23 protein-coding genes are annotated in these 23,255 nt (G+C 70.1%); 10 read left to right on the top strand and 13 right to left on the bottom strand.

Going from position 1 to position 23,255, the window contains the following annotated elements:
• Positions 1-45 precede the first annotated feature (45 nt).
• The 4 genes from JI745_RS18940 (at position 46) to JI745_RS18925 (ending at position 5,099) form a co-directional block, all read left to right on the top strand.
• The gene (locus tag JI745_RS18940) at positions 46-2,073 is read left to right on the top strand and encodes a lytic transglycosylase domain-containing protein (RefSeq protein ID WP_201810564.1); all 2,028 of its coding nucleotides are present in this window, start codon (positions 46-48) and stop codon (positions 2,071-2,073) included.
• A complete protein-coding gene (locus tag JI745_RS18935; RefSeq protein WP_201810562.1) occupies positions 2,070-3,023 on the top strand; it encodes a complex I NDUFA9 subunit family protein in 954 nt (317 codons plus the stop codon). Before JI745_RS18940 ends, JI745_RS18935 begins: the two co-directional genes overlap by 4 nt.
• A gap of 129 nt (positions 3,024-3,152) precedes the next feature.
• On the top strand, positions 3,153-3,839 hold the full coding sequence (locus tag JI745_RS18930) for a glutathione S-transferase family protein (RefSeq protein ID WP_201810559.1): 687 nt from the start codon (positions 3,153-3,155) through the stop codon (positions 3,837-3,839).
• Between the two features lie 24 nt (positions 3,840-3,863).
• Positions 3,864-5,099: a multifunctional CCA addition/repair protein gene (locus JI745_RS18925; RefSeq protein WP_201810556.1), complete on the top strand. Its 1,236-nt coding sequence runs from the start codon at positions 3,864-3,866 to the stop codon at positions 5,097-5,099.
• A 7-nt stretch (positions 5,100-5,106) separates the two neighbouring features.
• Here the strand turns inward: JI745_RS18925 and JI745_RS18920 are convergent, their stop codons facing one another.
• From JI745_RS18920 to JI745_RS18885, 8 genes are all read right to left on the bottom strand, one after another.
• Positions 5,107-5,718 carry a DUF4124 domain-containing protein gene (locus tag JI745_RS18920; RefSeq protein ID WP_201810547.1) on the bottom strand — a complete coding sequence of 204 codons (612 nt, stop codon included), beginning with the start codon at positions 5,716-5,718 and terminating at the stop codon, positions 5,107-5,109.
• 116 nt (positions 5,719-5,834) lie between these two features.
• Positions 5,835-6,845: a hypothetical protein gene (locus JI745_RS18915; RefSeq protein WP_201810544.1), complete on the bottom strand. Its 1,011-nt coding sequence runs from the start codon at positions 6,843-6,845 to the stop codon at positions 5,835-5,837.
• Between the two features lie 96 nt (positions 6,846-6,941).
• A complete protein-coding gene (locus tag JI745_RS18910; protein ID WP_201810541.1) occupies positions 6,942-7,136 on the bottom strand; it encodes a DUF2905 domain-containing protein in 195 nt (64 codons plus the stop codon).
• 3 nt (positions 7,137-7,139) lie between these two features.
• Entirely contained in the window at positions 7,140-8,237 is a 1,098-nt protein-coding gene (locus tag JI745_RS18905) for a class I SAM-dependent methyltransferase (protein ID WP_201810538.1), read from the bottom strand.
• The gene (locus tag JI745_RS18900) at positions 8,234-8,878 is read right to left on the bottom strand and encodes a DUF2306 domain-containing protein (RefSeq protein ID WP_201810536.1); all 645 of its coding nucleotides are present in this window, start codon (positions 8,876-8,878) and stop codon (positions 8,234-8,236) included. Before JI745_RS18900 ends, JI745_RS18905 begins: the two co-directional genes overlap by 4 nt.
• Before the next feature lie 16 nt (positions 8,879-8,894).
• Complete coding sequence (locus JI745_RS18895) at positions 8,895-9,722, bottom strand: MipA/OmpV family protein (RefSeq protein WP_236675360.1); 828 nt, start codon at positions 9,720-9,722, stop codon at positions 8,895-8,897.
• 126 nt (positions 9,723-9,848) lie between these two features.
• Positions 9,849-10,646: a LytTR family DNA-binding domain-containing protein gene (locus tag JI745_RS18890; protein WP_201810531.1), complete on the bottom strand. Its 798-nt coding sequence runs from the start codon at positions 10,644-10,646 to the stop codon at positions 9,849-9,851.
• The gene (locus tag JI745_RS18885) at positions 10,643-11,761 is read right to left on the bottom strand and encodes a sensor histidine kinase (RefSeq protein WP_201810529.1); all 1,119 of its coding nucleotides are present in this window, start codon (positions 11,759-11,761) and stop codon (positions 10,643-10,645) included. The genes JI745_RS18890 and JI745_RS18885 overlap by 4 nt, the downstream gene beginning before the upstream one ends.
• A 197-nt stretch (positions 11,762-11,958) precedes the next feature.
• On the opposite strand from JI745_RS18885, the gene JI745_RS18880 reads away from it, so the two are divergent.
• From JI745_RS18880 to JI745_RS18865, 4 genes are read left to right on the top strand one after another with little or no spacing between them, the layout of a single operon-like run.
• Positions 11,959-12,738, top strand: coding sequence for an SDR family oxidoreductase (locus JI745_RS18880; protein WP_201810527.1), 780 nt, complete (start codon positions 11,959-11,961; stop codon positions 12,736-12,738).
• A 1-nt stretch (position 12,739) separates the two neighbouring features.
• Positions 12,740-13,138, top strand: coding sequence for a dihydroneopterin aldolase (locus JI745_RS18875; RefSeq protein WP_201810524.1), 399 nt, complete (start codon positions 12,740-12,742; stop codon positions 13,136-13,138).
• Positions 13,138-14,055: a tRNA 2-thiocytidine(32) synthetase TtcA gene (gene ttcA / locus JI745_RS18870; RefSeq protein ID WP_201810522.1), complete on the top strand. Its 918-nt coding sequence runs from the start codon at positions 13,138-13,140 to the stop codon at positions 14,053-14,055. Before JI745_RS18875 ends, ttcA begins: the two co-directional genes overlap by 1 nt.
• Positions 14,056-14,063: 8 nt before the next feature.
• Entirely contained in the window at positions 14,064-14,654 is a 591-nt protein-coding gene (locus JI745_RS18865; RefSeq protein ID WP_201810518.1) for a DUF4136 domain-containing protein, read from the top strand.
• Between the two features lie 17 nt (positions 14,655-14,671).
• Here the strand turns inward: JI745_RS18865 and JI745_RS18860 are convergent, their stop codons facing one another.
• Positions 14,672-15,562 carry a DUF6279 family lipoprotein gene (locus JI745_RS18860; RefSeq protein WP_201810516.1) on the bottom strand — a complete coding sequence of 297 codons (891 nt, stop codon included), beginning with the start codon at positions 15,560-15,562 and terminating at the stop codon, positions 14,672-14,674.
• Between JI745_RS18860 and glmU the strand changes: the two genes are divergently transcribed.
• On the top strand, positions 15,561-16,937 hold the full coding sequence (glmU, locus tag JI745_RS18855) for a bifunctional UDP-N-acetylglucosamine diphosphorylase/glucosamine-1-phosphate N-acetyltransferase GlmU (protein ID WP_201810513.1): 1,377 nt from the start codon (positions 15,561-15,563) through the stop codon (positions 16,935-16,937). The two genes, JI745_RS18860 and glmU, sit on opposite strands and share 2 nt — an antisense overlap.
• A 199-nt stretch (positions 16,938-17,136) precedes the next feature.
• Here glmU and JI745_RS18850 read toward each other — a convergent pair whose 3' ends face one another.
• The 4 genes from JI745_RS18850 to tsaB are packed head-to-tail and all read right to left on the bottom strand — an operon-like array spanning position 17,137 to position 21,583.
• The gene (locus JI745_RS18850) at positions 17,137-19,545 is read right to left on the bottom strand and encodes an EAL domain-containing protein (protein ID WP_236675043.1); all 2,409 of its coding nucleotides are present in this window, start codon (positions 19,543-19,545) and stop codon (positions 17,137-17,139) included.
• 55 nt (positions 19,546-19,600) lie between these two features.
• Complete coding sequence (locus JI745_RS18845) at positions 19,601-20,350, bottom strand: uracil-DNA glycosylase (protein ID WP_201812653.1); 750 nt, start codon at positions 20,348-20,350, stop codon at positions 19,601-19,603.
• Positions 20,351-20,363: 13 nt separating this feature from the next.
• Positions 20,364-20,864, bottom strand: coding sequence for a ribosomal protein S18-alanine N-acetyltransferase (rimI, locus tag JI745_RS18840; protein ID WP_201810511.1), 501 nt, complete (start codon positions 20,862-20,864; stop codon positions 20,364-20,366).
• A complete protein-coding gene (gene tsaB / locus JI745_RS18835; RefSeq protein ID WP_201810509.1) occupies positions 20,861-21,583 on the bottom strand; it encodes a tRNA (adenosine(37)-N6)-threonylcarbamoyltransferase complex dimerization subunit type 1 TsaB in 723 nt (240 codons plus the stop codon). The genes rimI and tsaB overlap by 4 nt, the downstream gene beginning before the upstream one ends.
• Before the next feature lie 55 nt (positions 21,584-21,638).
• Between tsaB and dacB the strand changes: the two genes are divergently transcribed.
• The gene (gene dacB / locus JI745_RS18830) at positions 21,639-23,252 is read left to right on the top strand and encodes a D-alanyl-D-alanine carboxypeptidase/D-alanyl-D-alanine-endopeptidase (RefSeq protein ID WP_236675042.1); all 1,614 of its coding nucleotides are present in this window, start codon (positions 21,639-21,641) and stop codon (positions 23,250-23,252) included.
• Positions 23,253-23,255: the final 3 nt, after the last annotated feature.

Genomic DNA, 23,255 nt, shown 5'->3' with positions numbered 1-23,255 from the left:
GTGGTGTTGAGAGCAGTATTGGAACCCGGCTTGAGAGCCACGCGCATGATGGTCGCGGGGCTGGGGCTTGCCCTCATGGGGCCGGCCGGCCCGGCCTTTGCGCAGACCGGCAACGACGCGATCGTCGCTGCCCGCGACGCCTTCGGCAAACGCGACACCGTGAAGCTGGCCCAGATGCGCGGCGCCGCGATGATGGAGCGCCACCCGCTCGCGATGTGGGTCGACTACTGGCAGCTCAACAGCCGCCTCTACGCCGCCTCGCTCGACGAGGTGGAGGCCTTCTACCGCCGCTGGAGCGGCACCTACGTCGAAGACCGCCTGCGCAACGACTGGCTGCTCGAGCTCGGCCGCCGCCGCGAATGGAAGGCGCTCGCCGCCGACTACCCGCGCTTTCGCATGAACGACGACCGCGAGGTCACCTGCTACGCGCTGCTGGCCGACCACCTCGACGGCAAGGACGTGCGCAGCGCCGGCCGTGCCGCCTGGTTCGCCCAGCGCGAAGGCGACGACGGCTGCAACCTGCTCGCCACCTCGTTGTACGAGGCCAAGCAGCTGAAGGACGACGACGTATGGCGCCGCGCCCGCCTCTCGGTCGACGCCAACAAGCCGCGCGCCGTGCGCCAGGCGGCCACGCTCATCAGCGCGAAAGCGGGCGACGATGCCGGTGCCCTGCTCGACAGGCCCGAGCGTTTCCTCGCGCAGGCCAACCCGCGCAACCGCACCGAGCGCGAGCTCGCCACGCTCGCCCTGATGCGCCTGGCGGCGAACGACCCCGATGCCGCCGCCAGCAGCCTGCGCGGCAAATGGGAAAACCTGCTGCCCGCCGAGCTGGGCGCCTGGGCCTGGGCCGCGGTCGCCAAGCAGGCCGCGATCAAGCTGCTGCCCGATGCGTCGGACCACTACCAGCGCGCCGCGCTGATGGCCGGCAAGGCCGCGGTCGAGATCGACTGGGCCGACGAGACGCTCGCCTGGAAGGCCCGCGCCGCCCTGCGCGCCAACAACGGCAAGCCGCGCTGGCAGCAGGTGGTGCAGGCCATCAACGCGATGGCGCCCGCCGAGCAGCGTGACCCCACCTGGGTCTACTGGAAGGCGCGTGCGCTCAAGGCCATCGCCCCCGATTCGAGCGATCCGCAGGCCATAAGCGCACAGGCGCAGGAGATGCTCGGCAGCATCGCCGGCCAGCTGAGCTTCTACGGCGCGCTTGCGGCCGAAGAGCTGGGCCGCCCCATCACGCTGCCCGAGCCGCCGGCGCCGCTCACCGACGCGGAGCGCCAGGCCGCCGCGCGCGAGCCGGGCCTGCAGCGTGCGCTGCAGCTCATCGCCATCGGCCTGCGCAACGAAGGCGTGCGCGAATGGAACTTCACCCTGCGCGGCATGGACGACCGCGCGCTCATCGCCGCCGCCCAGCTCGCGTGCGACAAGGAGGTGTGGGACCGCTGCATCAACACCAGCGACCGCACGCGCGGCGAGATCCACCTCGCGCAGCGCTACCCCACCCCCTTCAAGCGCGAGGTGCAGGCGCGTGCGAAGGAGATCGGGCTTGATGCGGCCTACGTGTACGGCCTCATCCGCCAGGAGTCGCGCTTCATCATGGACGCGCGCTCCCACGTGGGCGCCTCGGGCCTGATGCAGATCATGCCGGCCACCGCCCGCTGGACGGCGCGGAAGATCGGCCTGCCCTTCTCGCAGGACATGATCGCCGACCGCGACACCAACCTGAAGCTCGGCACCCAGTACCTGCGCCTGGTGCTCGAAGACTTCGAAGGCTCCGAGCTGCTGGCCGCCGCGGCCTACAACGCCGGCCCGAGCCGCCCGCGCCGCTGGCGCGAAGGTCCGGTGCTCGAAGCCGCCATCTGGGCCGAGAACGTGCCCTTCAACGAGACGCGCGACTACGTGAAGAAGGTGCTGTCCAACGCCATCTTCTACTCGGCCCTGCTCAACGCACCGGCCCCCGCGCCGTCCGGCGCCTCGGCACCTCAGCCGGCGCAGGCCCCCTCGCTCAAGGCACGCCTGGGCCGCATGGTCGGCCCGCGGCTCGCGTCGGCGCCCACCAGCAACGGGGAGCTGCCGTGAAGCCGGTGCTCGTGCTGGGCGGCAGCGGCTTCGTCGGCCGCACCTTGTGCGAGCACCTGGTGGCCGACGGCGACGGCGCCGCGCGCGTCACCGTGCCGAGCCGCCGGCCTGCGCGGGCCAAGCCCTTGTGGATGTTGCCCGGCGTCGAGGTGCTGCCGGCCCGGTCTTTCGACGAACCCGAGCTCGTGCGGCTGCTGCGCGGCAAGTACGCGGTCGTCAACCTGATCGCCATCCTGCATGGCAGCGAAAGCGCCTTCCGCGAGGTGCACGTGGAGCTGCCGCGCCGGCTCGCGCGGGCCTGCGCGATTGCCGGCGTGAAGCGTGTCGTGCACGTGAGCTCGCTGGGCGCGGCGCCCGATGCGCCCTCGCGCTACCAGCGCAGCAAGGCCGAAGGCGAGGCCGTGCTGCGCGGGGCGAAGCTCGACCTCACGGTGCTGCGCCCGTCGGTCATCTTCGGCGAGCAGGACCGCTTCCTCAACCTCTTCGCGCAGCTGCAGGCGCTCTTCCCGGTGATGCCGCTCGCCTGCGCCGACGCGCGCTTCCAGCCGGTGTGGGTGGGCGACGTGGCCGAGGCCATCGTGCAAGTGCTGCGCTCGCCGCAGACCATCGGCACCACCTATGAACTCGCCGGGCCCCGGCCGTACACCCTGCGCGAACTCGTGCAGCGGGCCGGGGCATGGTCGGGCCACCCGCGGCGCATCGTGCCGCTGCCCCCCGCGCTCGGCCGGCTGCAGGCCCGCCTGCTGGAGCTGCTGCCCGGCGAGCCGCTGATGTCGCGCGACAACCTCGACTCGATGGCCGTGCCCAACGTGCCGAATGGCCAGGCGCCAGGGCTGGCCGCGCTCGGCATCCGCCCCACGGCGCTCGAAGCGGTGATGCCGCAGGTGCTGTCGCGGTACGGCGAAGCCACGCGACTCGACGGCTGGCGGCGTGAAGCCCGGCGCGGCTGACGCGCGGCCGAACCAACGGCGAACGGCGGCCGATGCCGTGGCCGCATCAAGGCGATGCGGCGTTGTCATCGACGGGCACCGCCGCCTGACCTAGCATCGCAGACCCCCTGACAAGACGAAGAGACGCCCATGGCATTGCACCTCTACATCGGCAACAAGAACTACTCCTCGTGGTCGATGCGCCCCTGGGTGTTGATGAAGGAGGCCGGCATCCCCTTCGACGAGACGGTGATGCGCCTCGACTACACGGTGCCCGACTCGCACTTCAAGAAAGAGATCGTCAAGCTCAACCCGGCCGGGCGCGTGCCGGTGCTGGTGGATGGCGACCTCGTGATCTGGGATTCACTCGCCATCGCCGAGTACCTGGCCGAGAAATTCCCCGAGAAGGCGCTGTGGCCCACCGATGCCAAGACGCGCGCCCGCGCGCGCAGCGTGGTGGCCGAGATGCACTCGGGCTTCAGCGCGCTGCGCACGCACTTCGGCATGAACATCGAGGCCCAGTTGCAGCACGTGGGCCCACGCGTGCTGGCCGAACAGCCGCAGGTGAGGGCCGACCTCGACCGCATCGTGCAGATGTGGGGCGAGCTGCTTGCCACCTACCAGGGCCCGCTGCTCTTCGGCAGCTTCAGCATCGCCGATGCGTTCTACGCGCCGGTGGTCAAGCGCATCGTCACCTACGGCCTGCCGGTGCCGCCGGCCATCACGGCCTACATCGAGCGCGTGCAGTCGCTCAAGAGCGTCGCCGCGTGGACCAAAGACGCGCTGGCCGAGCACGACTTCCTGGCGGGCAACGAGGACTATCGAACCTCGCGCTGACACCGTGCTCCTAAACTGCCGGCCATGAAAACCTACAGGGTCGGCGGTGCGGTGAGAGATGCCCTCCTCGGGCTGCCGGTGAACGACCACGACTGGGTGGCCGTCGGCGCCACGCCCGAGGACATGGTGGCCGCCGGCTACACCCCGGTCGGCAAGGACTTCCCGGTCTTCCTGCACCCGCAGACCAAGGAGGAAGTGGCGCTCGCGCGCACCGAGCGCAAGTCGGCGCCGGGCTACCGCGGCTTCACCGTGCATGCCGACCCGAGCGTCACGCTCGAGGAAGACCTGATGCGCCGCGACCTCACCATCAACGCGATGGCGCAGGAGGAAGACGGCCGCCTCATTGACCCCTACCACGGCCAGCGTGACCTGAAGGCCAAGGTGCTGCGCCATGTGTCGGCGGCGTTTGCCGAAGACCCGGTGCGCATCCTGCGGCTCGCGCGCTTCGCGGCGCGTTTCTCCGACTTCCGCGTCGCCGACGAGACCACCGTGCTGATGCGCCAGATGGTGGACGCCGGCGAGGTCGATGCCCTCGTGCCTGAGCGCGTGTGGCAGGAGCTCTCGCGCGGGCTGATGGAGCGCAAGCCCTCGCGCATGTTCGAGGTGCTGCGCAGCTGCGGCGCGCTCGCCAAGCTGCTGCCCGAAGTCGACCGCCTGTGGGGCGTGCCACAACCGCCGGCGCACCACCCGGAGGTGGACACCGGCGTCCACCTGATGCTGGTGCTCGACATGGCGGCGCAGCTGCAGGCGCCGCTCACCGTGCGCTTTGCCTGCCTGGGGCACGACCTCGGCAAGGGCACGACGCCGGCCGAGGCGCTGCCGCGCCACCTGGCGCATGAAGCCCGCAGCGTGAAGCTGGTGGAAGCGGTGTGCGAACGCCTGCGCGTGCCCACCGAGTGCCGCGAGCTCGCGGTGGTGGTGGCACGCGAGCACGGCAACGTGCACCGCAGTGGCGAGCTCAACGCTGCGGCCGTGATGCGGCTCCTGGAGCGCTGCGATGCCTGGCGCCGGCCGCAGCGTTTCGCCGAGATGCTGCTCGCCTGCGAATGCGATGCGCGCGGGCGCACCGGGCTGGAGAACGTGCCCTACCCGCAGCGTGCGCGGCTGCAGCGGGCGCTGGACGCGGCGCTCGCGGTCAACACCGCCTCGGTGTCGGCCGAGGCCCTGGCAAAAGGCTGGAAGGGCGCGGCGATCGGCGACGCGATCCGCCACGCGCGGCAGGCCGCGGTGGCCGCGGCGATCGAGGGACCGGGCGACTGACCGGCGCTCAGAGGCCCCGGCAGCGCTCGCTGAAGTTGGCCTGGAAGCGCTCGAAGTCGCCCTTCTCGCCGGCGGTCATGCTGTCGAAGCGCTTCTTGCGCTCGGCCACGATGCGGCCCATCTCGCGGCACTGCTCGAGCGTCATCGAGGCCTGGGCGCGCTCCTGCTGCTGGGCGGTGCGCTGCTGGCGTGCCTCGTTGCGGCGCTTGGCCTCCTCTTCGCGCAGCTGCATCTGGGCCTCGCGCTCCTGCTCGCGGCACTTGCGGTGGTACTCCTCGCGCAGCTCCGACTGGGTGTCGTAGCCCACGCCGCGGGTGCGTGCCGTGCGGATCGCATCGCTGAGCGACGCACATTCGGGGCTCAGGTAGGCCTGGTGCTCGGGCGCCTTCTCCAGCTTGGCGGGCGACGGCGAGCGGCTGGCATAGCTGTTCTCGCGCGCCGGGCCGAAGGTGGTGATGCGGGTGGAGCCGCTCGCCGGGCAGGCCCGGTCGGAGTAGTAGACCCGTCCGCCGTCGGTGCAGCGGTGCATGGACTGGGCCTGGGCCGCCGGTGCGACGGCCAGCACGAACGCGGCGGCTGCTCCCAGCAGCGCGCAGCGAAGGGGTGAACGTGGTTGCATGAAATCTCTCTCTCCCGGCGCCGGAATATAGCGATGCTCCATGCGGACCGGGCGGTAGAAATCCACGCTTGGCGCGCACCCTCCCCCGTCCTGGTGGCGACAGGGCGCGCCCCCAGTCAGCGGCAGACGGCGCCGGGCGCGAGCACGATCTGCTTGCCGCAGTGGGCCACCACCGCGGCGCTCCTGACGCTGTCGGTGATGCGCTCGACGAGGAAGCTGATCTCGCCCAGCGCGGCGGCGTCATAGCCGGCGATCCACCCGCGGTGGGCCTGGCTGCGCGAGGCCACGCCGTACTGGGAAGCGACCAAGTGCTTGTCAGCGGCCTTGAGGCCGTCGGCCACCGCGGCGCGGTGGCGCTGAAGGGTGGCGCGGTGCAGGCGCAGCGCCTCGGTGTCGCGCGCGATCATCAGCGGCAGCATGGCGCTCGCATAGGCGTCCCATGCAGCGCGGCAGCCGGCATCGCAGCCGATGTTCTCCCACTCCATCTTCGGCTTGGCCACCTTGGCCTGCAGCGGCTTCTGGCGCAGCTTCGCGGCCGCGTCGTCGGCCTCGCGCCAGAGCTGCTGGTGCGACTGCAGGCGGGCCAGCTGGCCCTCGCTGTAGGCACGGCCCGCTTCGGCAGCGGCGCGCACCGCGGGCACGTCGTCCACCATCGCCTGTGCCTGGTTGCGCAAGCGCGGGTCGGCGTTCAGCGGCGCGTTCATCTTCTGCGACATCGCCATCAGCTCCTGCGGCGACATCCTGCGCATGCGGTCCTGCACCTCCTGCGCGTAGGCCGGGTCGCGCTGCATGCGCGCCATGTCGATGCCGATGTTGGCCAGCCCTGTGTTCAGGTTCTCGGCCACCACCGCGCCCTGCGCCTGGTGGTCTTGCGCGGTGGCAAGCTGCACCTGTTCCATCGCGCGCTGGTGGGCGGCGATGTCGGCCTTGAGCGCGAGCAGACCGGGGTGCGCCAGGCGGCCGGTCTTGTCGACCCAGGTGGCGGCCTCTTCGGCGGTGGCCGGCAGGTCGGGCACGCGCTGGAAGAGCGAGGCGATGGACGGCGGTGCGTCTGCGGCGCGGGCGCCCGACACGGCGAAGGCAGCGACCAGCGTGGCGACGCAGGCGAGGCGAAGGGTGCGGTACATGAAGGCTCCTGTGATGCTGGCCGGCAGTGTGGCCAGCAGCGCGCGCACCGGCATCGGCCAAAGGAGCCATGGCCCGCCAGGGCCTGGTTCAGGGCCTCACACCACCTTCGAGATGCCCAGCGCGATCAGGCTCAGCAGCACGCTGCTCGCCACGGGCAGGAAGAACTCGCGCCCGAACAGGCGGAAACGGAAGTCGCCCGGCAGCCGCCCGAGGCCGATCTTCTCCAGCCAGCGGTGAAGGCCCTGGAAGATGAGCAGCAGCAGGAAGATGACGATCAGCCAGCGGATCATGGGTTACAGCCGGTGCGTGCGGTCGCCCTCGGTGAACCCGAGAGGCTGTTGCATGAAGTCCGCATTGCAGCCGCGGGCGAAGGCGATCACCTTGAAGAGCTCGCCCATCTCGTGCTCGTGGAGGAGCTTCTGCGCGTGGGCGATGGTGGGGATGTCGGCGCCTTCCAGCAGCGCCATGATCCCGCTGTTCAGCAGGAAGCGCGCCTGCGAGGTGTAGCCCAGCACCTCAAGCCCGGCGTCCTGTGCGGCGAGTGCGATGCCGGTGAAGTTGACGTGGGCGGTGATGTCCTTCTCGCCCACGTCGGCCAGCGGGTCGGTGTCGGCCACGTGGGCGCGGTGGCACATCAGCGTGCCGCCGTGGCGCTGCGGGTGGTAGTACTCGGCTTCGGGGAACCCGTAGTCGATGAGGAAGATGGCGCCACGCTCCAACCGGTCGGCCAGCGTGGCGATGAAGGCTTCGGCCTGCGGGTGGACCTCGGTGACGGTGCCGGGGAGGAACGGGCCCTCGTGCGGCGGGCGGTCGGCGGTCGGGCGGTCCTGCCAGGCGAAGCCGCCTTCGTTCACCACCACGCCGCGCTCCTGCCAGTGCGCGCCGTCGAAGTGCAGCAGCCTGACCGGCATGGCATCGAGCACCTCATTGCCGACCACCACGCCGCTGAAGCGGTCGGGCAGCGTGTCGGCCCAGTGGACGATGCCGCCGAAGCGCGCGAGGCGCTCGCGCTGGCGCTCGCGCAGGCTGCCCGACAGATCGACGATGGTGTAGCGCGTCACACGCTCACCGAGCGACCCGAGCAGCTGCTCGGCCAGTGCGCCGGAGCCGGCGCCGAACTCCCACATTTCAGTGCTCCCGCTGGCCTCGAGCGCCTGCGCCACCTGCTTCGCGAGCGCCCGGCCGAAGAGAGGCGAGAGCTCAGGAGCGGTGACGAAGTCGCTGCCCGACTGCGGCAGCAGGCCGAACTTGCGGCTGCCGTGCGCGTAGTAGCCAAGCCCCGGCGCGTAGAGCGCCATCGCCATGAAACGGTCGAAGGGCAACCAGCCGGCTTCGCGCGCCACGGCCTGCTGGATCAGGCGGACGAGCGGCGAGGCGGCGGGTGAGTTCATCGCGGCATTGTAGGAAGCGCTCCTGTCGCCACCTGCGGCTTGCGGCCGAGCCACCACTGCGCGATCAGCAGGTGCGGCACCCAGCAGATCCAGGCGATCACCGGGTAGGCGAGCTCGAAGGGCACGCCGCTCGCGAGAAACAGCGGGATGTAGAGGCGCAGGCTCACCGCGGCGAGCGTGAGCGCGTGGTTGCGCAACATCCAGCGGCGATGCTGCGCGCGCTCGCCGCGGCGGATGGCGCGGTAGCCTCGGTAGCCGGTGTAGAGCCACGCGATGGCCAGGCAGGCAAAGCCAAGCTGCGCCACCCAGCCGCCTTGCGCCAGCCGCGACAGCAGCAGCCCCGAGACGCCCCCCACCACGATGCCGGCCACGAGGTAGATGCGACCCACCCAGCGGTGCAGCTGCGGGCGACGCGCGCGCAGGCGCGAGGAGAACTGCCAGGGCCCGAGCAGCAGGGCGAGGCCGGCCGCAAACGCATGCGTGTGGATGACGATGGGGTTGAGGCGGTACACCTCCTGCATCGGTTCGCCGACATGCACGCCCGCCGGCAGCAAGGCATACGCGAGAAAGGCATAGGCCGCCACCGCCACCGCCATCACGGCCAGCAGCGCTTCGGTGCCGCGTGTGGAGATCGTGTTCACGTTCATCGCCAAGCCCTCACAGCTGGAATTCATAGCGCAGCGCCAGCATGCCGCTGGCCTGGCGCGTGCGCTGGATGATGGGGCTGTCGGCCGCATCGCCGGCGAGACGCTGCACGCGCAACAGCGCGTTCAGGTGCCAGTGGCGGCTGAAGGCCATGTCGAAGTCGAACACCACCTGCTGGCTCTTGAGGCCAGCACCGGCATCGAAGACCGCAAAGCCGCTGGCCGCCGACTGCCGCGGCGTCACGCCGAAGTAGGCCTGCGTGTGCTTGCGGTCGGCCCAGGTCACGCCGGGCGTGATGGTGAGCTTGGCGTGGCGGTGCAACTGCCACGGAAGGGCAAGGCCGGCCTCGACCAGCGTGCCGCGGTGGCTGGAGACGGCCTGCCGCACCGCGCCGGTGAGCGACACCGGCCCGAGCGCGAGCGAGCCCGAAGCCGAGACCAGCGCCGTCATCTTCACCTCGCCCATGCCGCGCAGGTCGGCGCTGCCGGGGCGCCGGCCGACGGGGGTGAGCTTGCGCTCGTCGTCGTCCACGCGGCCGGGGTCGACCGAGAGGCCCAGGCTTGCGCTGCCGGCGGTCGTCTGCCGCGGTGTCCACACCAGGCCGCGGCTGCCCATCGCCACGCTGGCGCCTGCGCCGGGCCGGTAGTAGACCTCGCCGCCCAGCACCGGCTGCACACGCGTGTGGCGGCTGCCTTCGAACTCGGGCGCGGCGGCCGCGCCCATCAGCACGCCACCCGACCACCCCGGCGCCGGGCCCACCCAGCCGGGCGGCGGGCCGTCTTGCGCATGGGCGAGGGAGGCGAGCGCCACGCACGACAGCGCGGCGGCAGAGGTCAGCATCTTCACGATCGGTCAACCTTGGAGTGGTGAGGCGACCAGTGTCGAAACGCGACCGTGCCGGCGTCTGGCCCCGATCCGCGAACGGCGCGGCGGGGGTGCCGAAACGTCAGAACGCGGTGGTGGCCGTCACATCGCCTTGAAGCGATGCGCAAAGAGCCGGCTCACGCCCAGCCGCCCCGGGTGCCCGCGCAGGCCGAGCCACAGGCGGCCGTCTTCCGTGCGCTCCACCTGCGCGATGCAGCGCGCCTGCACCACGAGGCGCCGGTGCACCTGCCAGAAGCGTTCGGGGTCGAGCCGCTGCAGCAGCTCGCGCAGCGTCATGCGAATGAGCGCCTCGCGCTCGCGGGTGACCACGCGCAGGTACTTGTCGGCCACCTCGAAATAGAGCACGTCCTCGACGGGGATGAGGTGCGTGACCGTGCCCACTGCGGCGTTGATGACCGACAGGCGCGTGGCATTCGCCGCCGGCTGCAGCACCTGCGCCATGCGCTGCAGCTCGCTGCCCAGCGCCTCGCCGTGGCCCGCACTGCCCTCGAGCAAGGCCAGCCGCTCCTGCAGGCGTTGCACCGCGCGCTGCAGGCGCTCGGTGCTCACGGGCTTGAGCAGGTAGTCGATCGCCCCGTGCTCGAAGGCCTGCACCGCGTACTGGCCGTAGGCGGTCACGAACACCAGCTGCGGCAGCGGCACGCCCTCGGGCCAGTCTTCGACGATGGCCTCGGCCGCATCGAGCCCCGAGCAGGCGGGCATGTGGATGTCGAGAAAGATCACCCGCGGCAGGTGCTCGAGCGCGAGCGCGATGGCGGCCGCGCCGTTGTCGGCCACCGGCAGCAGGTCGATGCCGGGCCAGAGCGTGGCGAGCTGTTGTTGCAGCCGCTGCGCGAGCACCGGCTCGTCTTCGACCACAAGGACAGGAATGTGGCTCATGCCGGGCTCGCGTCAGGAATGCGCACCGTCGCCCGCACACCCTGCGGCTCATGGTCGGCAAGCGTGAGGCTCGCCTCAGGGCCGAAGGCATAGGCAAGGCGCTGGCGCAGGTTGGCGAGGCCGATGCGTCCCGCAGCGAAAGGGTCTTCGACCAACAGCCCCTGGCCATCGTCGACCACCTCGACCACCACCTGGCCCGCCTCGCGGCGTGCGCTCACCGTGATGCTGCCGCCTTCGGGGCGTGCGTCGAGGCCGTGGCGCACGGCGTTTTCCACCAGCGGCTGGAGCGTCAGCGGCGGCAGCCGGCCATCTGCGAGCTCCAGCGGAAGCTGCAGCCGGTAGCGCAGGCGCGGCCCCATGCGGATGGCCATCAGCTTCAGGTACTGCTCGACCAGCGTGAACTCCTGCTGCAAGGGCACGAGCGCCTGCTCGCCGGTCTGCATGCTCGCGTGCAGCAGCTCGCTCAGGGCTTCGAGCATCGCCTGCGCGCGCACCGGCTCGGTGTCGATCAGCGCGTGCGCGTTGGCGAGCGAATTGAAAAGCATGTGCGGCTCGATCTGCTGCTGCAGCAGCTGAAGCCTTGCGCTCGCGGCGCGCACGTCGGCGTTTTCGGCGCGCAGGCGCTCCGACTCGATGCGGTCGCGTTGGGTGATGAGGTGCACCGCCACCAACGAGGCCACGATGGTGGTGAAGATCACGAGCAGCATCGCCGGCTCGAGCGCATCGGGCAGGCCGGAGGGCACGCCGAGCAAGGTGCCTGCGATGAGCCTCCCCATTGCATGGCCGATGGGGATGGCGAGCACCGTCACCCCGCCCAGTGCCAGCCACCCGGGCGGCCGCTGCCACCAGACCGTGAGCCGCGGCCACTCGATCAGGCCGAAGATGCTGAGCCCGATGCACTGCGAAAACACGATGTGGCTGCACAGGGCCTGCAGCTGCAGGCTGGCGGTGGCGTCGGGGGCGAGCGCCAGCACGATCAACCACAGCGCCACCGCCACCACGGTGTTGAGCACGAGCACGATGCCCAGGTCGCGCAGGAAGACCCGGCGCCGGCCCATCGGCGGCGAGGGCCGCAAGCTGGCGGGCAAGGAAGCGGCCGGGGTGAGCTGGGTCATGGGCATGCGGGAGAAGCGCGCGCCAGTCTACGCACCCGCCGTGGCGCGCGGCGGCTCGCATGGCGCGAACGGCCATTCCGGGGGCCTGAAATGCCGCTGCCGGGTGCCGAACGGCCATCGGGCCGGCCACCCCGGCGCCCGGTCGAAAAAGGCCGCGCCGATACACTGTCGGCCTCTGTTGTCGCCCCCCACACACCATGTCTGAACGCCCGGTCGTGCTCGTCACCGGCGCGGCCCGCCGCCTGGGCCGCGAGATCGCGCTCGACCTGGCCTCGCATGGCTTCGATGTGGCCGTGCACTACCACCGCTCCGGCGACGAGGCGGCCGAGACCGTGGCGCAGGCGCGCCAGGCCGGGGCCTTCGTCGACAGCGCGCAGGCCGACCTGGCCGACGAAGCGACCTGCCGGGCGTTGGTGCCGCGGGTGCTCGAGCGCTTCGGGCGGCTCGATGCGATCGTCAACAACGCCTCGACCTTCGAGTACGACAACGCCGAGACCTTCCACCTTGCGTCGATGGAGAAGCACTGGCGCGCCAACACCGCCCCGGCCATCCTGCTCGCGCAAGGCCTGCACCGGCACCTGGCCGGCACGAAGCGGCAAGGCTGCGTGGTCAACCTGCTCGACCAGAAGTTGTGGAACCTGAACCCCGACTACTTCTCGTACACGCTGTCGAAGTCGGCGCTGCAGACCGCGACCGTGATGCTGGCCCAGGCGCTCGCGCCCACCGTGCGGGTGTGCGGCGTGGCCCCCGGCGTCACGCTGCTGTCGGGCGCGATGACGGCGGACGAATTCGCGAAGTCGCACCAGCTCACCCCGCTCGAGCGTTCGTCGACCCCTGAAGACATTGCGCGCACGGTGCGCTTCCTCATCGAGTCACCGGCCATCACCGGCACCACGCTGCTGGTCGATGGCGGCCAGCACCTGCAGCCGCAGCCGCGCGATGTGATGTTCATCGCCAATCCAAACAAAGAAGTCTGAAATGCAAAGCCTCCTCGGCCACACTGACCTGCGCGACTGTCGCCGCCTCTTCCTGCGCAACTACGAGGTGTGGATCAACATCGGGGTGCACGACTTCGAGAAGCGCGGCGAGCAGCGGGTGCTGATCAACGTCGACCTGTACATCCCGCTGACCGTGTCGACACCCAAGAACGACGAGCTCGACGAGGTGGTCGACTACGACTTCATGCGCCGCAGCATCGCGGTGCGCATCAAGCAGGGCCATGTGCACCTGCAGGAAACGCTGTGCGACGACGTGCTGAAGCTGATGCTCGCGCACCCGCGGGTGAAGGCCGCACGCGTGTCGACCGAGAAGCCCGATGTCTACCCCGATTGCGACGCGGTGGGCTGTGAAGTGTTTGGAATCAAGGAAGTGATGTGATGAGTGCCGTGATCGACAACAACGAAGCGAAGCTCGCCTTCGAGACCAACAAGCTCAGCAAGCGCCTGCACCGCCAGGTGGGCCAGGCCATCACCGACTTCAACATGATCGAAGACGGCGACAAGGTGATGGTGTGCCTGTCGGGCGGAAAGGACAGCTACGCGCTGCTCGACATCCTGCTGAATCTGCAGCAGCGCGCGCCGATCCGCTTCGAGCTGATCGCCGTCAACCTCGACCAGAAGCAGCCGGGCTTCCCCGAGCACATCCTGCCCGAGTACCTGAAGGCACGCGGCGTGCCCTTCCACATCGAGAACCAGGACACCTACAGCATCGTCAAGCGCCTCATCCCCGAGGGCAAGACCATGTGCAGCCTGTGCTCGCGCCTGCGCCGGGGCATCCTCTACCGCGTGGCGGGCGAACTGGGGGCGACCAAGATCGCGCTTGGCCACCACCGCGACGACATGATCCAGACGCTCTTCATGAACATGTTCTTCGGTAGCAAGATGAAGGGCATGCCGCCGAAACTCGTGAGCGACGACGGCAAGAACATCATCATCCGCCCGCTCGCCTACGTGGCCGAGACCGACATCGAGCGCTGGTCGGCACACCGCCAGTTCCCCATCATCCCTTGCTCGCTGTGCGGGAACCAGGAGAACCTGCAGCGGGTGCAGATCAAGGCGATGCTGCGCGACTGGGACAAGCGCTTCCCGGGCCGCATCGACAACCTCTTCACCGCCATGGGCAACATCGTGCCTTCGCACATGATGGACCGGAACCTCTACCCTTTCACCACGCTCAAAACCACGGGCGTGGCCGACCCCAGCGGCGACATCGCGTTCGATGACGACGAGTCTTGTGCCACGCCCTCGGGTGCTTCGCCCACACCGGCCGAAGCGGTGATCAGGTTCGCGGATTGAGGATCTTCATGCGCATCACGGCACTGGCAACGCTGGCCCTGGCCGCCGCCCTCGGCGGCTGCGCCAGCATGAACAACGTGGACAGCGAGGTGTCCACCTACAGCCAGTGGCCGGCGGCCCGCAAGCCCGCGACCTTTGCCTTCGAGCGGCTGCCGTCGCAGCAGGCGCGTGCGCAGGAGCAGTCGGAGCTCGAAGCCGCGGCGCGCCCTGCGCTGCTCAGCGCCGGCTTCCAGGAAGTGACCGACCTCAAGACGGCGGACGCGACCGTGCAGGTGGCCGCCCGGGTCTCGCGCACCGACCGCGGCTACTACGACGATCCGTTCTTCTGGCGCGGCAGCCTTTTCTATTCGCGCTACGGCCGGCCCTACTGGGGCCCTGGCTTCGGGATGATGTACGAGAGCCCGCGCTATGACCGCGAGGTGGTGGTGCTGATCCGCGACCGGCAGAGCGCGCAGCCGCTCTACGAAGCCCGCGCCGCGAGCGACGGCCTGAGCACCGGCAACACGCAGTTGATGAGCGCGATGTTCAAGGCGGCGCTGAAGGACTTCCCGCAGACCGGCATCAACCCGCGCCGGGTCAGCGTACCGCTCACGCCCTGACGCTCATCCAAGCCGGCTCAGGGCGCCTTGCGCCCCTCGGCGGACAGCGAGCGGGCGTCGTCTTCCCAGCCCTTGAAGCGCTTCACCGCGGCCGCGCGCTGCTCGCGGCTCGCGCTGTTGTGCAGCTGCGCGGAGAGCTTGCAGTTGTAGGCCAGCAGTTTCTGCTGGTAGTCGAGGTAGTGCGGCCGGGGCGAGCGCTGCACATGGCTCACCACCACGCGCAGGGCGGCGAGCGTCTGGTCGGGCGAGGCCTTCTCGTTCACCACGCGGCGCAGCATCGCGAGCGCCTCCTGCTGTCGCAGCATGCGCTCCTCCAGCCAGAGCTCGGGGTTGAAGGGCGAGCTGGCCAGGCCTTGCTTCAAGGCCTCGAGCTGCGCGTCGTCGAGGCTGCCGTAGAACATCTCGGCTCGCTCCACCGCACGTTTCAGCGAGGCCTCGGCGCGGTCCTTCGGGTCGGGCTGCAGGAAGTCCTTGCGGAATTCGCGGTTCACCTTGGCGTACTTGCGCTCGATGTGCTGGACCTGCGCCGGCGTCAGGCTGCGCACCAGGTCGACCGCCATCGGCAAGGCCTTGTCCAGCATCGGGTCGACCCGTGACAGCGCCTCCTGGTAGGCGCGGCACACGAGCTCCGGCGTCACCGGCCCGGCGGCGTGACCCTGCAGGCGCACGAGGAACTGGGCGTAGTCGTCGAGCTGCGTCTGGCGATGCCAGCGGAACCAGGCGTCGAGCGCATCGCGCACCTTGGGGATCTGCGCGTCGTTGAAGTCGGCGTAGCCATCGAGCCACCAGTAGCTCAGCTCCGGGCCCTGGCTGTAGGCGAAGCGGATCGCGGTACACCCCGACAGCAGGGTGGCGAGCGCGAGGTACGAAACGATAATCAGCCGATTCAGCACAGGAAGACGTTGCATGGCACTCGACATCGTGATCATGGCCGCGGGCAAGGGCACCCGCATGAAATCCAGCCTGCCCAAGGTGCTGCACAAGCTGGCCGGGCGGTCCCTATTGCAGCACGTGTTGAACACCGCCACACGGCTGTCGGCTGATCGCATCATCACCATCACCGGCCACGGGGCCGAGCTGGTGGAAGCCGCGGTGAAGGCGCCGAAGCTGAGCTTCGTGCGCCAGGAGCCGCAGCTCGGCACCGGGCACGCGGTGCAGCAGGCCGTGCCCTCGCTGCATGACGATGGGACGACGCTGATCCTGAACGGCGACGTGCCGCTCATCACCGAGCGCACGGCTCGCGCGCTGATCGACGCCTGCGGCGGCACGAAGCTCGCCCTGCTGACCATCGAGCTGCCCGACCCGACCGGCTACGGCCGCATCGTGCGCCAGGGCGACAGCGTGCGCGCCATCGTCGAGCACAAGGACGCCACTCCCGAGCAGCGCCAGATCCGCGAGATCTACACCGGCATGATGGCCGTGCCCACCGCCGCGCTGAAGCGCTGGCTCGCCAATCTGAAAAACGACAACGTGCAGGGCGAGTACTACCTGACCGACATCGTGGCGATGGCCGTCGCCGATGGCACGCCCGTGGTCGCCGCACAGCCGCTCACCGAGGCCGAGGTGTTGGGCGTCAACAGCCCGGTACAGCTGGCCGACCTGGAGCGCCGCCACCAGCGTGCACAGGCCGAGCACCTGATGAACGATGGCGTGCGCCTCGCGGACCCGTCACGCTTCGACCTGCGGGGCGAGCTGCACTGCGGCACCGATGTCGAGATCGACATCAACTGCATCTTCGAAGGCACGGTCCGCCTGGGCAGCGGCACGCGCATCGGCGCGCACTGCGTGATCCGCAACGCGCGCATTGCCGACAACGTGACCATCCACCCCTACACCCACATCGACGGCGACAAGGACGGCGCAAGTGTCGGCGCCGGCTCGCTGATCGGCCCCTTCGCCCGCCTGCGCCCGGGTGCGCAGCTCGCGGAAGAGGTGCACATCGGCAACTTCGTCGAGGTGAAGAACTCCACGCTCGCCAGGGGCGCCAAGGCCAACCACCTCGCCTACCTGGGCGACGCGACGGTGGGCGAGCGGGTGAACTACGGCGCCGGCAGCATCACCGCCAACTACGACGGCGCCAACAAGCACCGCACCGTGATCGGCAACGACGTGCACGTGGGCAGCAACTGTGTGCTGGTGGCGCCTGTGACGCTGGGTGACGGGTCCACGATCGGCGGTGGATCGACCATCAACAAGCCCGTGCCGGCCGGCAACCTGGCGGTGGCACGCGGTAAGCAGACGGTGATCGCGGGGTGGGTGCGGCCGGTGAAGAAGAAGGGCTGATCGCTGCTTCTGGCCGCGGAGTCGGAGCGTGATCGTGCCGACGGGGTGCCCTGCTCCGCTCATGTCCCCCGCAAGAGATCACTCCCGTGATCTCTTGCTCCTCCTTTACTTCGCTCCGCAGGGCACCCCATCGGCACGATCAGGCACGGCCGAGGCACGCGCTTTTTCGCAGGCCAATCGGTCCGGGCCCGTACGACCTTCAGACCTGCGTCGTGTGCGACTGCCGCGCCACCCAGTCCGCGAAATCCGCCGCAGCGAGCGGCTCCCCCACCAGCAGGCCCTGCAGCTCGTCGCAGTCGAGGCGTGCCAGGAAGTTGCGCTGGGCGTCGGTCTCCACGCCCTCTGCGATGACGACCAGGCCGAGGCCCCGCGCCATCTGCACGATGGCCCGCGCGATCGCCGCCGAGTCGTTGTCCGCCGGCAGGCCCAGCACGAAGGACCGGTCGATCTTCATCTTGTCGATCGGCAGCTCTTTCAAATGGGCGAGCGATGAATAGCCGGTGCCGAAGTCGTCGACCGAGATGCGGATGCCGAGCGCCTTCAGCTCGGAGAGCTTGCGCTTCACCTCGGGCAGGTCGTCCATCAGCATGCGCTCGGTGAGCTCGAGTTCGAGCAACTCGCCGGCCACGCCTTCCTCGGCCAGCAATTGCTCGATGAGCGCGGTGAAGCCGCTGGTCTGGAACTGCACGGTCGAGAGGTTCACCGCCACGGGCACGCACAGGCCTTCTTCATGCCAGCGGCGCGCACAGCGCATCGACTCGCGCAGCACCCACTGGCCGATGGGCAGCATGAGCCGCTGCTGCTCGGCGAGCGGGATGAACATGTCGGGCATCAACAGGCCCCGTTCGGGGTGGTTCCAGCGGATCAGCGCCTCGGCACCGACCAGCACGCCATCACGCGAACGCACCTGCGGCTGGAAGTGCAGCACGAACTCGCCTCGCGTGAGCGCCTGCGACATCTGGCTCTCGAGCACCAGCGCGTCGTAGGCGGTGCTCGCCATCGCCGGCGTGAAGAACTGATAGTTGGCACGCCCGCGCGACTTGGCGAGGTACATCGCGGTGTCGGCGTGCTTGATGAGGTCGTCGGCCGTTTCGCCGTCGTGCGGGAACATCGAGATGCCGATCGAGGGCGTGACGGAGATCAGGCGGCCATCGGCATTCACCGGCACCTCGATGCGCGCGAGCAGCTTGTGGGCCACTTCCTCCACGTCCATGCGCTGCAACGTGCGCGGCAGCAGCACGATGAACTCGTCGCCGCCGAAACGCGCCACCACGTCGGTGCCGCGCAGGCTCTCGGTGATGCGGCGCGCGATGGTCTGCAGCAGGGTGTCGCCGACCAGGTGGCCGAGCGAGTCGTTGACGCGCTTGAAGTGGTCGAGGTCGATGAAGAGCAGCGCCACCTGCGAGTCGTCGCGGCGCGCCGCGGCGATCATGTGGCCCAGGTGTTCCATCAGGCTCAGGCGGTTGGGCAGGCCGGTGAGCGAGTCGTTGTGCGCCAGCCGGCGGATGTGCTCCTGCGCGGCGTGGCGGTCGCGGATGTCGCGCACGATGCTCATGCGCAGGCGCTCGCCGTGGCGCTCGATGGTGCGCACGATGAACTCGACCGGGATGCGGCGGCCGTCGCGGTGCAGGACCACGCTCTCGTAGGCCACCTCGCCGTGGGCCTCCATCACCGCGGACACACGGGCGATCTGGTCGGAGGGCAGGAAGTCGAACACATGCCGGCCGAGGATCTCTTCCAGCGGGTAGCCCACCAGCTGGCATAGCGGATCGTTGGCGTCGGTCAGGTAGCCGTTCCTGTGGAAGAGGATGCCTTCCACGCTGGCCTGCATGAACTTGCTGAGACGCTCTTCCGATTCGCGCACGGCCTGCTCGGCGAGGCGGTGCTTGGTGATGTCGGCCACGAGCACGAAGGCGGCCAGCAGGGTGCCGTCGGCGGCGAGGTGCGGGATGAGGTTGACCTCGAGCCAGTGGCGCTTGCCCTCGGGCGTGCGCATCTCTCGCTCGTAGGCGGCGGGCTTGTGCTCGCGCAGCAGGTAGTCGACGTAGGGCTGGATGACCTCGGCCGCCGCGTCGCCCACGATCTCGGCGAAGGTGCGGCCGATCACCGAGCGCTCGTCGAAGCCGAAGGTCTGGGCGTAGAGCTTGTTGGCGTAAAGGCAGCGGAAGTTCGTCGCCTCGAAGTAGGAGATCAGCACCGGCACGTTGTCGGCCAGCAGCTGGAACTGCTCTGCGCGCGAGCGCGAGGCGATCTCGGCACGGCGGCTGTCGCTCACGTCGTGCAGCACGCAGACGTAGCAGCCCTGTTCGTCGAGCCAGGTCACCTGCAGGTCGAGCCAGGCTTCGCCCCAGCGCAGGTTGCCCGAGAGCGGCATGCGCACGCTCAGGCGGAAATCGCGGCGTGCGGCCAGCTGGGTGGTGAGCGCGACGCCGGAGTCGGCGGTCAGGAGTGCGGGCAGCGATACCGAAATGCCCCCCGAGCCCACCTGTTCGTGGAAGCCGCGGTTCGCGTGCAGCACCGTTCCGTCAGGCGCGACCCAGGCCAGCATGCAAGGCAGGCTGTCTGCGTCGGGCAAGTCGCTGTCGCGCAGGAACGGGCGAAGGGTCATGGCGGGCCATGATAGCCGTGGCCCCCTGATTCCGCCCCTCGTGGAGACGCTCAGCCTAGGGGGTGGCCGGCGCCTTCGAGAGCAGCTCGCGCGCGAGGCACAGGTCGTCCCAGGACTTGGCCTTGTCTTCCGGGTTGCGCAGCAGGTAGGCCGGGTGGTAGGTCACGACCAGCGGCACGCCCTGGTACTGGTGCACCCGGCCCCGCAGGCGGCCGATGGGCTCGTCGCTGCGCAGCAGGCTCTGCACCGCGAATCGCCCCATCGCGAGGATGAGCCGCGGCTGCACGAGCGCGATCTGGCGGATCAGGAACGGCTCGCACTGCGCAAGCTCGGCCGGCTCGGGGTTGCGGTTGCCGGGCGGGCGGCACTTCACCGTGTTGGCGATGTAGACCTGCTCGGCCGGCGGCGCATCGCTGCGCGTCAGGCCCACGGCGCGCAGCATGTTGTCGAGCAGCATGCCGGACTTGCCGACGAAGGGCTCGCCCTGGCGGTCTTCCTGCTCGCCCGGGGCTTCGCCGACGATCATCCAGTGGGCGCGCTCGTGGCCCACGCCGAAGACGGTGTTGGTGCGGCCACTGCACAGCTTGCAGGCGGTGCAGCCGGAGACGGCGGCGCGCAGCGCAGCCCAGTCCATGGCGTCGACACCCAGGGCGCGCGAGCCGGGCACGGCCTTCGGTTGCGGAGGCTGCACCACGGCCGGTGCGGCGGGCGTCGCGGCGGCTGTGGGCTCCGCCACCGCCTCGGCCACCGTGGCCGGCCCGGGCTCGCCCGTGTTCCACACGCGGATGCCCATCTCGGCGAGCATCGCGACCTGGCGCTCAGTCCACCCCACGCACGGCCTCCAGGGGGTAGCTCATCACCATCGCGTCTTCGCGGCCGCTCGGGTGTTCGTCGCGCGAGGCAGGGTAGTAGCCGCGGCGCAGGCCGATGGGGCGGAAGCCATACCGTTCGTAGATGCTGCGTGCGCGCAGGTTGCTGCCCCGCACCTCGAGCCAGATCTGCTGCGCCCCGCGCGCACGGCCCAGCGCGCACAGCTCGTCGAGCATGAACCGCGCATGGCCCTGGCCCTGTGCCGACGGGGCGACGGTGATGTTGAGCAGGTGCAGTTCGTCGACGCCCTCCATCGCGATGAAGTAGCCGAGCAGCTCGCCGTGGGCACCGTGCAGCACCTGCGCGGCATACCCCGCGGCGAGCGAATCGATGAAGTTGCCACGCGTCCACGGGAACGGGTAGGCCTGCAGCTCGATGGCGAGCACCGCGTCGAGCTGCTTCACCGTCATCGGCAGCAGCAGGCGTTCGTCGCGCAGGACCGCACTCATGCCGCGGCCTCCTTCGCCATGCGCACCGCTTCACGCTCTTGCGTGGTGAGCGCGACCTTGTCGCGCAGGTACACCGGCAACGCGTGCACGGCATCGGTGGTGCAGCCGTCCGCCAGATGCTGCGAGGCCACCTCGATCAGGGCCGCTGCACGTGAACGCTCCTGCCGCACGGCGGTGGCCGCACCCAGCATGAGCCGATCGCCGAACGCATCGAGCGCCGAACCGGCGACCACCGCGGGCGGTGCCGCCTGCCACACGGCGTTCAGGGCCTCGACGGCATAGAGCGCCGGCGCCGACTGCACCGACCAGCGGCCGCCACTCCAGCGGTAGGCCCCGGCATAGATCTCGTCCATGCGCGCGTCCATCGCCACCCACAGGTCGGCGTCCGCAACATCCCCCAGCTGGGCCCGTGCGTCCTGCGCCACGATCAGCAGGCTATCGACCGGCACCACCGGCTTGCCGGCGCCGAACGCCAGGCCCTGCGCGACCGAACAGGCCGTGCGCAAACCGGTGAAAGCCCCCGGGCCGCAGCCGAACGCGATGGCATCGAGCTCCTGCATGCGGCAGCCCGCATCGGCCAGCATCGCGAGCACCTCGGGCACCAGCCGCGCCGAGGCCTTGGCACCGCCGGCCTCGTCGCGCGCGCGCACGCCGTCGGCCGTGAGCAGACCGATGCTCATCGTGTCGGTCGAGGTGTCGAAGGCCAGCAGGCGGGTCATGGCAAGAGTCTACCGGGCGCCCCTCGCGTCACAGGGCGCATGCGATCATCTCCCCATGCTGATACGCGACATCGTGCGCGGCCTGGCCGCAGCCAGCCTGATCTGCCTGAGCACGCCAGCCACCGCGGCCCCCATCGTGGGCCTGCCACCCGAGGTGGACGCCGCCCTGCAACGCGCAGGCGTGCCGCGCGAGGCAATGGTGGTGGTGGCACACGAGGTCGGCGCGCCCGAGCCGCGGCTCGTCTGGCAGCCGCAGCTGCCGGTGAACCCGGCCTCGCTGATGAAGCTCGTGACGACGAGCGCCGCGCTCGACCTGCTCGGCCCTGCGTGGGCCTGGAGCACGCCGGTGTGGATCCAGGGCACAACGCTCAACGGCGTGCTCGACGGCAACCTCGTCATCAAGGGCTCCGGCGACCCGAAATTCGTGCAGGAGCGGCTGTGGCAGGTGCTGCGCCGCGTGCAGCAGCTGGGCGTGCGCGAGATCCGTGGCGACATCCTGCTCGACCGCAGCGCCTTCAAGCTGCCGCCGCACGACCCGGGCGCGTTCGACGCCCAGCCCTACAGCCCGCAGAACGCCGGTGCCGATGCGCTGCTGCTCAACTACAAGTCGCTGCAGCTGACCTTCACGCCCGATGCCACGCGCGGGCTGGCCATCGTCTCCAGCGAGCCGCCGCTCGCAGGGGTGCGCATCGACCTCACCGTGCCGCTGTCCGACCGGCCCTGCGGCGACTGGCGCGACGCACTCAAGCCCGACTTCACCGACCCGCAGCGCATCCGCTTCACCGGCCAGTACCCGGCGGCCTGCCCCGAGCAGTTCTGGCAGGTGGCCTATGCCGACCCCGCGAGCTACAACGCCCGCCTGCTCGCCGGCCTGTGGCGCGAGATGGGCGGCAAGCTGATCGGGCGGGTGCGCGACGGCAAGGCGCCCACCGAAGCGCCCAGTTTCCAGGTCGCCTCACCCGCGCTGCCGGAAGTCGTGCGCGACATCAACAAGTTCAGCAACAACGTGATGGCGCAGCAGCTCTTCCTCACGTTGCCGCTGGCACTGCCGACATCGCAACGCAGTGCGCCCGCCACACCCGAGCAGGCACGCGACCTGCTCCAGTCGTGGCTCGTCGACCGTTTCGGCGACACGGCGCGAGGTGCGGTGATCGATGGCGGCTCCGGCCTGTCGCGCAACACCCGCCTCAGCGCTCAGCTGCTCGCGCGCCTGCTGCAGGGCATGTACGCCGGTCCGACGATGCCGGAGCTGATGAACTCGCTGCCGGTGATCGGCGTCGACGGCACCCTGCGCCGCGCCCGCAACGGCGCCACCGGCCGCGCGCACCTGAAGAGCGGCTCGCTCAACAACGTGGCCGGCGTCGCCGGTTACGTGTTGAGTGCGGGCGGGCGGCGCTACGTGCTGGTGGCGGTGGTCAACCACCCGGGCGCCAACGTGGCGCGGCCGGCGCTGGAGGCGATGGTGCAATGGACCGCGAACGACTTCACGCCGCCCGTGCCACCGCCGCCGTTGGACATGCCGCCACCCGTGCCGCAGGTCCCGCAGGTTCCAGCCCTGCCGCCGGCATCGCCGCCCACGCCGCCTGCCGCCGCTCCGTCGGCGCCGGTCGAGGCGCCCCCGCTGCCCGCCCCCGCCTCGGCGCCCGCGTCGGCACCACAACCCGCTTGACCC

It is taken from the genome of Piscinibacter sp. HJYY11 (assembly GCF_016735515.1).
In the GTDB taxonomy this organism is placed as follows: Bacteria; Pseudomonadota; Gammaproteobacteria; order Burkholderiales; family Burkholderiaceae_C; genus Rhizobacter.
The sequence above is the reverse complement of the archived record's forward strand: the minus strand, read 5'-3'. Positions and strand labels throughout refer to the sequence as shown.

What these genes read in the sequence shown, in the direction of transcription:
- rimI (WP_201810511.1), bottom strand. Translation starts at nt 20,864, where the DNA reads ATGAGTGCGGTCCTGCGCGACGAACGCCTGCTGCTGCCGATGACGGTG.
- ttcA (WP_201810522.1), top strand. Translation starts at nt 13,138, where the DNA reads ATGAGTGCCGTGATCGACAACAACGAAGCGAAGCTCGCCTTCGAGACC.
- JI745_RS18860 (WP_201810516.1), bottom strand. Translation starts at nt 15,562, where the DNA reads ATGCAACGTCTTCCTGTGCTGAATCGGCTGATTATCGTTTCGTACCTC.
- JI745_RS18940 (WP_201810564.1), top strand. Translation starts at nt 46, where the DNA reads ATGATGGTCGCGGGGCTGGGGCTTGCCCTCATGGGGCCGGCCGGCCCG.
- JI745_RS18915 (WP_201810544.1), bottom strand. Translation starts at nt 6,845, where the DNA reads ATGTACCGCACCCTTCGCCTCGCCTGCGTCGCCACGCTGGTCGCTGCC.
- JI745_RS18880 (WP_201810527.1), top strand. Translation starts at nt 11,959, where the DNA reads ATGTCTGAACGCCCGGTCGTGCTCGTCACCGGCGCGGCCCGCCGCCTG.
- tsaB (WP_201810509.1), bottom strand. Translation starts at nt 21,583, where the DNA reads ATGACCCGCCTGCTGGCCTTCGACACCTCGACCGACACGATGAGCATC.
- glmU (WP_201810513.1), top strand. Translation starts at nt 15,561, where the DNA reads ATGGCACTCGACATCGTGATCATGGCCGCGGGCAAGGGCACCCGCATG.
- JI745_RS18910 (WP_201810541.1), bottom strand. Translation starts at nt 7,136, where the DNA reads ATGATCCGCTGGCTGATCGTCATCTTCCTGCTGCTGCTCATCTTCCAG.
- JI745_RS18895 (WP_236675360.1), bottom strand. Translation starts at nt 9,722, where the DNA reads ATGCTGACCTCTGCCGCCGCGCTGTCGTGCGTGGCGCTCGCCTCCCTC.
- JI745_RS18845 (WP_201812653.1), bottom strand. Translation starts at nt 20,350, where the DNA reads ATGCTCGCCGAGATGGGCATCCGCGTGTGGAACACGGGCGAGCCCGGG.
- JI745_RS18850 (WP_236675043.1), bottom strand. Translation starts at nt 19,545, where the DNA reads ATGACCCTTCGCCCGTTCCTGCGCGACAGCGACTTGCCCGACGCAGAC.
- JI745_RS18925 (WP_201810556.1), top strand. Translation starts at nt 3,864, where the DNA reads ATGAAAACCTACAGGGTCGGCGGTGCGGTGAGAGATGCCCTCCTCGGG.
- JI745_RS18905 (WP_201810538.1), bottom strand. Translation starts at nt 8,237, where the DNA reads ATGAACTCACCCGCCGCCTCGCCGCTCGTCCGCCTGATCCAGCAGGCC.
- JI745_RS18890 (WP_201810531.1), bottom strand. Translation starts at nt 10,646, where the DNA reads ATGAGCCACATTCCTGTCCTTGTGGTCGAAGACGAGCCGGTGCTCGCG.
- dacB (WP_236675042.1), top strand. Translation starts at nt 21,639, where the DNA reads ATGCTGATACGCGACATCGTGCGCGGCCTGGCCGCAGCCAGCCTGATC.
- JI745_RS18865 (WP_201810518.1), top strand. Translation starts at nt 14,064, where the DNA reads ATGCGCATCACGGCACTGGCAACGCTGGCCCTGGCCGCCGCCCTCGGC.
- JI745_RS18920 (WP_201810547.1), bottom strand. Translation starts at nt 5,718, where the DNA reads ATGCAACCACGTTCACCCCTTCGCTGCGCGCTGCTGGGAGCAGCCGCC.
- JI745_RS18885 (WP_201810529.1), bottom strand. Translation starts at nt 11,761, where the DNA reads ATGACCCAGCTCACCCCGGCCGCTTCCTTGCCCGCCAGCTTGCGGCCC.
- JI745_RS18930 (WP_201810559.1), top strand. Translation starts at nt 3,153, where the DNA reads ATGGCATTGCACCTCTACATCGGCAACAAGAACTACTCCTCGTGGTCG.
- JI745_RS18875 (WP_201810524.1), top strand. Translation starts at nt 12,740, where the DNA reads ATGCAAAGCCTCCTCGGCCACACTGACCTGCGCGACTGTCGCCGCCTC.